At 64.0% G+C, this 8,305-nt stretch carries 7 protein-coding genes; 2 read left to right on the top strand and 5 right to left on the bottom strand.

The annotated features are described in order from the left end of the window. Positions 1–915 precede the first annotated feature (915 nt). From DD1DGNOD_RS01010 to DD1DGNOD_RS01030, 5 genes are all read right to left on the bottom strand, one after another. Complete coding sequence (locus tag DD1DGNOD_RS01010) at positions 916–1,509, bottom strand: methylated-DNA--[protein]-cysteine S-methyltransferase (RefSeq protein ID WP_131764676.1); 594 nt, start codon at positions 1,507–1,509, stop codon at positions 916–918. 114 nt (positions 1,510–1,623) lie between these two features. Beyond that, complete coding sequence (locus tag DD1DGNOD_RS01015; protein ID WP_241251089.1) at positions 1,624–2,694, bottom strand: phosphotransferase enzyme family protein; 1,071 nt, start codon at positions 2,692–2,694, stop codon at positions 1,624–1,626. Between the two features lie 156 nt (positions 2,695–2,850). Next, positions 2,851–3,579 (bottom strand): alpha-ketoglutarate-dependent dioxygenase AlkB, encoded by a 729-nt coding sequence (locus DD1DGNOD_RS01020; RefSeq protein ID WP_131764675.1) that lies wholly within the window; start codon positions 3,577–3,579, stop codon positions 2,851–2,853. Then, positions 3,576–3,842, bottom strand: coding sequence for a hypothetical protein (locus tag DD1DGNOD_RS01025; protein WP_131764674.1), 267 nt, complete (start codon positions 3,840–3,842; stop codon positions 3,576–3,578). Before DD1DGNOD_RS01025 ends, DD1DGNOD_RS01020 begins: the two co-directional genes overlap by 4 nt. 9 nt (positions 3,843–3,851) lie before the next feature. Continuing rightward, entirely contained in the window at positions 3,852–5,642 is a 1,791-nt protein-coding gene (locus tag DD1DGNOD_RS01030; protein ID WP_131769229.1) for a hypothetical protein, read from the bottom strand. A gap of 557 nt (positions 5,643–6,199) precedes the next feature. Here DD1DGNOD_RS01030 and DD1DGNOD_RS01035 point away from each other — a divergent pair. Next, the gene (locus tag DD1DGNOD_RS01035) at positions 6,200–6,466 is read left to right on the top strand and encodes a SemiSWEET family sugar transporter (protein WP_131764672.1); all 267 of its coding nucleotides are present in this window, start codon (positions 6,200–6,202) and stop codon (positions 6,464–6,466) included. A gap of 372 nt (positions 6,467–6,838) precedes the next feature. Continuing rightward, positions 6,839–8,176, top strand: coding sequence for an alkaline phosphatase PhoX (locus DD1DGNOD_RS01040; RefSeq protein ID WP_131764671.1), 1,338 nt, complete (start codon positions 6,839–6,841; stop codon positions 8,174–8,176). The last annotated feature ends 129 nt before the right edge of the window (positions 8,177–8,305 follow it).

The following is an 8,305-nucleotide window of genomic DNA, read 5'->3' on the forward strand; positions in this document are numbered from 1 at the left end:
CAACGAGCTTGGCCGCGCGCGGGAGGCACGAGCGCAGCACCGCGCGCTGCCAGGCCGAGGGATCCACCACTGGTGTACCGGAATCGGATGTGGGCATGAGCACCAGCACGCCCGGGATGGCGAGCTGCCTGCCGGCTCCGGCGTTCGTATCCAGCGCCCGTGTGTTGTCGACCACATTCCTCCTTCCGTCCAGTTGGTATCGACCGAACAGCAAGCCCCTGTTGGCAGCAGCGGGCTTTCCTACCGGGAGCTCCGCGCCACCAGAGCACTACGTCGCCCGGGGCACCGGCTAACGCGGTAGCGGACACCTCGGCCACCGGGCCAAAGGCAGCGCGATCATGCTTCTGATGCGCTGCCAGCGACCCGAGTTCCCATGTCACTACCGGGCCAAGGCAGCACGATCATGTTTTCGGTGCGCCCGGGGTTCCTACCGGATCCGGGGTCCGGAAGCCGATCTGCCGGGAACGGATGTACGCACCCCAACCCCATTCCTCGATCCAAGATCCTATTGCCGGACGCTCCGACATCGCTCGATCCGCGTTCAAGCAAGGTACTCCGTGGGCAAGAGCGATAAGGTCCCCGCCGGCCACCATCGCCACACGAGGACAACACAACTTCACGAAGTCGTTGTGTCAAAATTGGGTAACTGATTCACTTCTTTTAGCAATCATCTCGACCATATGCACAAAGAGAGAAGCGGGTGCGGGGGCTCACCGGGGCGGTTCGCCGCCGGAAACGAAGCACGGCCGATCACCACAAAAATCATCAGACGCCCAAGAGCTCACATCGGACAAACGGGCCGCAAGCCCAAAAGATCAATAAATCGGATGCGATAAAGATCGAAATGGGATACGCAACACCTCAACCGTCTCCCACAAGACTACGAAACAGAACGCTACACAACAAAAAATAAGGTCAGTGGATTCCTGGCCCGACCGCACGACCGCTTACATCATTATCCGGGACGACGGAGGCGACCATGATCGATTCGTTCGGAACCGATCGATGCAGCCCGAGATCAGAGTTCCCGAGATCAGCCTGACAGCCACGACCAAGGGTGCGACGTTCGAGATCGAGAAGGTGTCGCTTACGACCGATGCCACCGGAGTAACCCGTCAGGGAGCCGCTGGAACCGATCACTCTATGGCACGGAACGATGATCGGAAGCGGATTACGGCCGTTGGCGAGCCCTACCGCGCGGAAGGCTGACGGCCGTCCGACAGCCTTGGCGATCTCTGCGTAGCTACTGGTAGCGCCGTAGGGAATTGCCGCCACGGCTTCCCACACCGCTCGCTGGAACGGTGTGCCGACTGGGTGCAGCGGGACGTCAAAGGCAAGCAGATCACCGATGAAATACGCCTCAAGCTGTTCGATCGTATCCCGCAGGGACACCGGATCCGGCTCGATGTCATCCGGCCATCCGGGCTCCGCCTCCGGCTCCCCCATGTGGATCGCACACAGACCAACATCATCACTAACGAGCAGCAACGGACCCAACGGAGAGCTCATCCTTGCATATCGGGTAACGCCGTCCACAGCTCCCGACGCTACCGTTCAGCCACTACAGGGGGAAACGACTGTGCCACAACAGAACAGGACACACAAGAAGATCACAAAACGTAGTCACAGAGTCAGTGAGCGTGACCCGCTGAGGTAGTCATCTGCGAGATCACAAGATGCCGTCGCGTACGCGGCAACACTGGCAACCGCGTCAGCCTCCGGGTGGGAGCCGAGCCAGGCCACCAGCAGCAGCCTGCGCAGCAGGACAAAGGTCGTGACCATGGCCTCCTCCTCCACTGACACGGACACGTGCCGCCGGTAGGAGGTGAGCCAGGCGTCGACAAGGTCACCCACCTCGGGCCGATGCTCGATGAACGACAAGGATGCGGCCAGGTCGAACAGATACCAGCTGAACCCGCAATCATCGAAGTCGATGACTGTGAGCTCCTCCGGCCGCCCGTTGACCAGCAGGTTTGCCAGACGCATGTCCGCATGGACGAGACCGAACCGGTCCGGGCCGGTGCCGAACCGCTCAATCCTGCGGTGGATCTCCTCGGCTGCACGCGCCAGGACGGCGATTCCCTCACCGTCGATCGCTCCCGACCCATTGTGATCATCATTGGTGGCGGCGCGGATCCCGTCCTGCCAGCTACCCCACCGACCGTCCGTTCCAAGGGTCGTCCGCCACGTCCAGTCGAACCGGGTGAAGCCGGCCGGACGCCGCCAGGCACGGGCATGCCGGTGCAGCCGCGCCGTGATCTCACCCAGTACACCGAACCCACGGACAAGACCCGCGGCGTCCGACGGTTGCGGCGAGGATCCCTCTACCCACTCGAAGAGCGCTGCATAGCGCCGCTGATCAGACCCGGCTGAGCGCGTTTCCAGGATGGACGGATCATGTGTGACCATAGTCACCGGATCACCACCACGGGTCAGGACGACCGGCGGCGTACGGACGACACCGTCATGGCGCAGCGCCTGGATCCAGGCCAGCTCTGAAATGATCTCTTCAAGCGGATGGTAGCCGGGCCGATACAGTCGCAATGCCCACCGGCGGCCCCCGGCCGGGTCGTCCACCTGATAAGTGATGTTCTCCGAGACTCCAAGCAGGCTGAAGGTGGGGGCGGATCCAAGATCATAGGCGGCGAGGGCCTGCTCAACGAGTGCATGCTCTCGGTCGGGGTCAGGCAACACAGCCCTGATCGTAATCAGACGGCGGGCCGTGTCCGGCGGGCATCGGTCGATACGGACGGCGATCCGCACAGTTGAAGATCCGCTGCACGTGACTCAGGACACAACAGGAAGACCTGGTGCGAGCAGCCGGTGCCAGCGGGAACAGGAAGTGCGGTGTCAGCGGGAAAAGGTGCGAGGAGCACGGTACCCGGGGCCCCGCTCCGGCCGACCGGTCCGGAACGTCCACCTCCACTGAACAGAGATCCGGCCCTCCGCCACCCCGGGCACCTTGGGAACGGCATGCAGCCAGTCGGCCTGGCAACGCCCGCCGAGAACGAGCAGGTCACCGGAACCCGGCGCGAGGTCACGGGCATCGCTGTCGTCGTTCAGAATCCGCCGCCCGGCAGGCACATGGCGGGACTTCACCAGGAACGGTCGGCGAGCTCCTGTCGTGAGTATCGCGATCACCGTGTTGTCGAGCCATCGCATCTCCCGGTCGCGGTGAAAACCGACGCTGTCGTTGCCGTCCCGGTACCAGGACAGTCCGAACCCGTCGAAGTCGATCTGGTAGCGGCGGCGCAGTGCGCGGTAGGCGTCGAGTAGGGCGGGATAGGGCACCGGCCGACCACGGGCGATCCACGCGGTAAGCCGCGGTTCGGTCATATAACGCTCATAACGCCATACACTGCCCTGTTTCCACGGCAGGGTACGGGCCAGTTCGGCATAGAGCTGGTCCGTTCCGGTCATCCAGTTACGTGCCACGTCGATCCAGGAGCGGTCGTCCAGCCAGATCCGCTCGAACGTCGCGTCCGGTGTGATCAAACTGCTACCGGACGCTCCTGCGCCAGCCGTCCCGACAGGAGTGGGCGTCCCGGCAGGGGTGGACGTCGAAAACTCGGATGTCACTTCCGCTCCTTGTCAGCAAGGCCCCATGCACGCGTCCATGTGTCGATGAGGGCGTTCGCTTCCGCCTCGGAAACCTCGACGAGGTCGTCGTCGTCATGCCCGAGCCGGTAGAGATGAAGGTAGTCGGTTGCATGCCATCGCCCGTCCCGGGAGAACACCTCGTCCGTGGGCTGTACGCCACCCCCACGGCGGCGGAAGACGCTTATCACTCCTTTTTCCGGAAGCAGCGGGTTAGTCGCAAAATAGTATGTTGTCCGGTTCACCACGACTCCCTACGTCAGGTCCACGGCGTCGGTCGGAACAGGTACCCGGGAGAAGACTTCGTTCTGCTCCGCATCCAGTGCGCTCCGACGTGCCGCGCTGGTACCGGGAAGACGGACCTGTTCGTACAGCACATGCGTGATCGTTTTTGCGTCAAAACTGTCAGCCGTGTGCAGCTGCAGCTCGAATACCTGGCCGGATCCCGGATCACGCCAGATCGAATTGATCCCCTTGTAGCCGTCACCTCCCCATCCGTTCTTGAAGTCGAGCCGTTCGAAACCATGGGACTGCAGTCGCGTCACGATGTCCCGAACTGCCCCGCTGTAGGTGTCGGCGGAAAAGCAGGCGGTGTAGCGAACCGAATCCCGGATCCGGGCGAGAGCCTCGCCGGTCGAAACATTGGGAGCATGGAACAACGTGGTGGCGACCTTCCTCTTCAAGGAGTCGGCGGACTTCAACGCCTGGTCAAGACCCACCATCTCGGCGCCGGGTTGACGTGCTACAAGCAATGATAGTGCCGCGCGAATACTCGGCTCCGCACCAGCCGCGTGATCCAGGAAGCGATCCGCGGAGGCGTTCTGCTCTGCTGTGAGCGTGAACCCCCCTTCACCGGCCCACGCCCCTTCGCCCGCCCGGCCGGTGGCCTCACCGCCGGCGGTGGGCATCCCGGTATCGAGCTTTGCGACGCCCTCGCGTGCCGGCGGGTTCCTGACCGGGGAGTTCCTGAACAGCGTGGTGGTGCGAGCGCGGGCGCCCCGGATGTCGGCGGCCATTGACACAAGGCGGGTACCGCCGGCCGCCATGGCGGAACGGGTGAAGGCACGGCCCCCGCGCAGGACCTGGCCGGCACCGTGGACGAGCCCGCCGATCGTGGTGAGCCCCCTGGTACCGGGAACGCAGTCGAGCAACGCAAGCCCGACATCCCCCAGAGATGCCCGGCCGTCACCGTATCGAACGAGGGTGTCGGCAAGGACCACGAGTGCGGCGGCGAGCACTATCCACGCAGCCGGCCCACCGATGACAAGCGCGACCACGCCCAGTACGGCAACAGTGATTTTCGCGGCCCGGACAGCTACGTTCCAGAATCTCCCGGCCCGTTCCTTCAGGCCCTCCCAGAAGTGCCAGGACCTGTTACGAATTCCAGCGTGGGAAGCAGAACGGATCGCGGCCGCGCAGATCTTCGCGGCGTCCTCCCGCAGCTGCTTCGCGGCCGACGCAAGGCGGCGTGCCGCGTCCAGATCGTCCTGCGCATCCTGGAGGGATCTGCTCACCTGGTCGAGGCGGGCCGCAGCCGCGTCACGGTTGCGGATCGCCTGCGTGACCTGGGCCGGATCAGGCAGGGGTACCTCAGCCGTGTCAACGGGGAAGCCCTGGGCAAGTGCGGTCACCGTGGGCGACACCGAGACCAGTGCTGTCTGCGTCAGACTGACCAGCGCCCGGGCGTGGTCCCGACGAGCACGCGCATCCCGACCTCTCGCGAGCGCAGCGTCCGCCTGCGCCTGCGCCGTCTCCAGAACCGGCCCATAGGCGTTCAGCGCGTTCCCGACCATGCGATGAGAAACCTCGAGCTTGTGCAACTGCCCGGGGAACTCGCCGAGCTCGTCCCGGTAACTATCGCCGGCCCGTCCCAACCAGGACTGTACGACTCCATCGGCGGTCACCGCGGTGGCCTGCCCACGGGCACACTCCACATCCGCGGCGAACTTCAGGAGCCGCCGCGCGAGATCCCGCACGGCAAACAAGTCACCCGGTGTCGGATCGGCGTCCAGACCGAGAACACCCCAGTCCACGGGACGGCTCATTTCGGCCCACAATCAAAAGAATATGTGGGACGGCTGTACCGACCCCTCAACGGCCATTCGATCTGCACATACATGCCCATCACTCCGGCGGATCAGGGACGAAGCCAGGCGACCAACGTGGACATATGAACGATAACGCGAACACCAGCCGCATGCACCCCTTCGTCGATGATTCATGTGGGATAATTTGACCGCCCTCCACTAAATGGCTGTGACCCCCACCGAATTGCCGTGACGAAGCCACCTCGAGTACACTCGACGACACCATCCCGCACAGAGGCTATTCGGCGTCGACGGCATCGACATCCCGATCACTGCAGGTGCGCTGATTCGCCCACGCATCACCGGCCCAGGGGCGCATATGGTGCGTTATGGCAAGCATCACAGGACGCGGCCCCTGCCCCCGTCGATCACGAACGATATAGACGCAGGTCGAGGTCAGGCCACGGTCCGACCTCGACGGTCACGGGGGCGGCCGGCCGATGAACGCCCTTTTTTTCAGAGCGCGTCCAGCGGACCTCTATATCCTCTACCGAAACGATGAGAAGGGGACGCGGATGACCATACTGGGCCTGGTGGCAGGCGCGCTGACGACGGGATGCTGGCTGCCACAGCTGCTGCGGTCATGGCGGACGCGATCCGCCGGGGACATTTCCTGGACCTATCTGGGCGTCCTGGGGCTGGGGGTGACTCTGTGGTTGAGCTACGGTCTGCTCACCGACGAAATGACGATCATTCTGGCGAACGGAGCGACCGCCGGCGCCATCATCGTGCTGGCAGGCCTGAAGGCCTCGTTCGACCGCGAGGCCCGAGAAACGGCGTAACGATCAGTGCGGTGATCCCATGGTCACGCCGACGATCCGCACCTGCATTTTTACGGCGGCGTCCATTTTACGGCGGTGTCCGTCACTGCAGCCGCGCACGCGGACGGGGGCGGCCGAGGGGGCTCACGGCGGGCATCGCCCGTGGGAGGACCAGCTCCGGCGACTCCCCGATGAGTCGCCGGCCGACCCAGCACTCCCAGAACCGGTATTTTCACCATATTTCGGACGAAACCTTGCCTGACACGCCTACGATCAGTACCCGATGGAACGCATCGATCAAGTGGTCGACTGCCGTTCGACTGGGTGTCGCTTCGTGGCCATGTCGGTCTGCAAGCGTGCGGACTCGGTATTTCGAGGAGGGGACAAATACCCATGTCTGTGAATCGTCGCCAGGTCATCGCCGGTACCGGAACGGCAAGTCTGGGATTCGTTCTGTCCGGAGCGGTCGGTTCGATCTTCGGTGGGACCGCCTCGGCCGCGGAACCGAACGGGTTCCACGGTTACGGGGAGCTCATCCCCGATCCCGCAAAAATCATCGATCTTCCCCAGGGTTTCCAATACAAGATTCTCTCCCGCGCCGGCGTGGACACGCTGCAGACGGGCGAGAAGCTTTCGGGGGCGCCGGACGGAATGTTCGCCTTTCCCGGACGGAAGCACAACAACGCGGTGCTGGTACGAAACCACGAGCTTTCCCCGGGTGCGGCAAACCCGGTTCCGCACCTGTCCGGAATCGTCTACGACCCGGGCGCCGCAGGCGGGACCACCACCGTCGTTCTCGACGGTAATCAACTGATCTCGCAGGTGGCGAGCCTCGCCGGAACAATTCGTAACTGCGCCGGTGGCAACACACCATGGGGAACGTGGCTGTCGTGTGAGGAGACCGAGCTGACCCCGGCCTCCGACGCCCGCCTGACCAAGAAGCACGGTTATGTTTTCGAGGTGGACCCCCACGGGCGCCTCACCGATACCGAAGCCGTCCCGCTGAAGGCGCTCGGGCGTTATGCACACGAGGCGGTCGCGGTCGACCCCAAGACCGGTGTCCTGTATCTCACCGAGGACGCGGGCTCGCCGTTCGGGCTGATCTACCGGTTCCTGCCGCAGAAGCCGCTGGGTGGCCCGGGTAGCCTGCGGGCCGGCGGGAAGCTTCAGGCACTCGCGGTGCCCGGCGTACCCGACCTCTCCGTGTTCACCGAGCTTGGCACCACGCTTCCGGTCACCTGGGTCGACGTGCCCGACCCGGACGCGACGACCACACCAGTCCGCAAGCAGTTCGCCAACAACGCGATCACCCGCGTGTCCAAGGCCGAGGGAATCTTCTGGGAGCGGACGAGCGCCTACATCGTCTCCAGCTTCGCCAAGGCCGGCTCCCCGGCGGCAGGTGTGCACGAGGGCCAGGTCTGGGAGTTCAACCCACGGAAGTCGGCCATCGAGCTGGTGGTCAGGATCGCTCCGGGTGGACGTTTCGACGGTCCCGACAACATCACCATCTCGCCTTACGGCAGCAGTATCGTGCTCGCCGAGGACGGCGACGGCGAGAACTACCTGACCGTCGTAGGTGATGACGGCACCGTGTACCCGCTGGCACGCAATGCCGCTTCCGACGGCGAATGGGCCGGCGCGACGTTCTCCCCGGACGGCAAATGGCTGTATGCCAACGCCCAGGGCGACGGCCTGACCATCGCGATCACCGGTCCGTGGCGGAAGAAGTAGGAAGAAAAAGTACGGAAAGTCCCGTTCACGGCGTTGTCGGAGTCAGACCGACGCGGCAACGCCGTGGCACCAACGGTCTTTTGTGGCTCCTTGTGATTATTTCTGGTTCCTTCATTCAATCAGCAGGCC

The sequence above is a fragment of the Candidatus Protofrankia californiensis genome (genome assembly GCF_900634765.1).
GTDB lineage: Bacteria > Actinomycetota > Actinomycetes > Frankiales > Frankiaceae > Protofrankia > Protofrankia californiensis.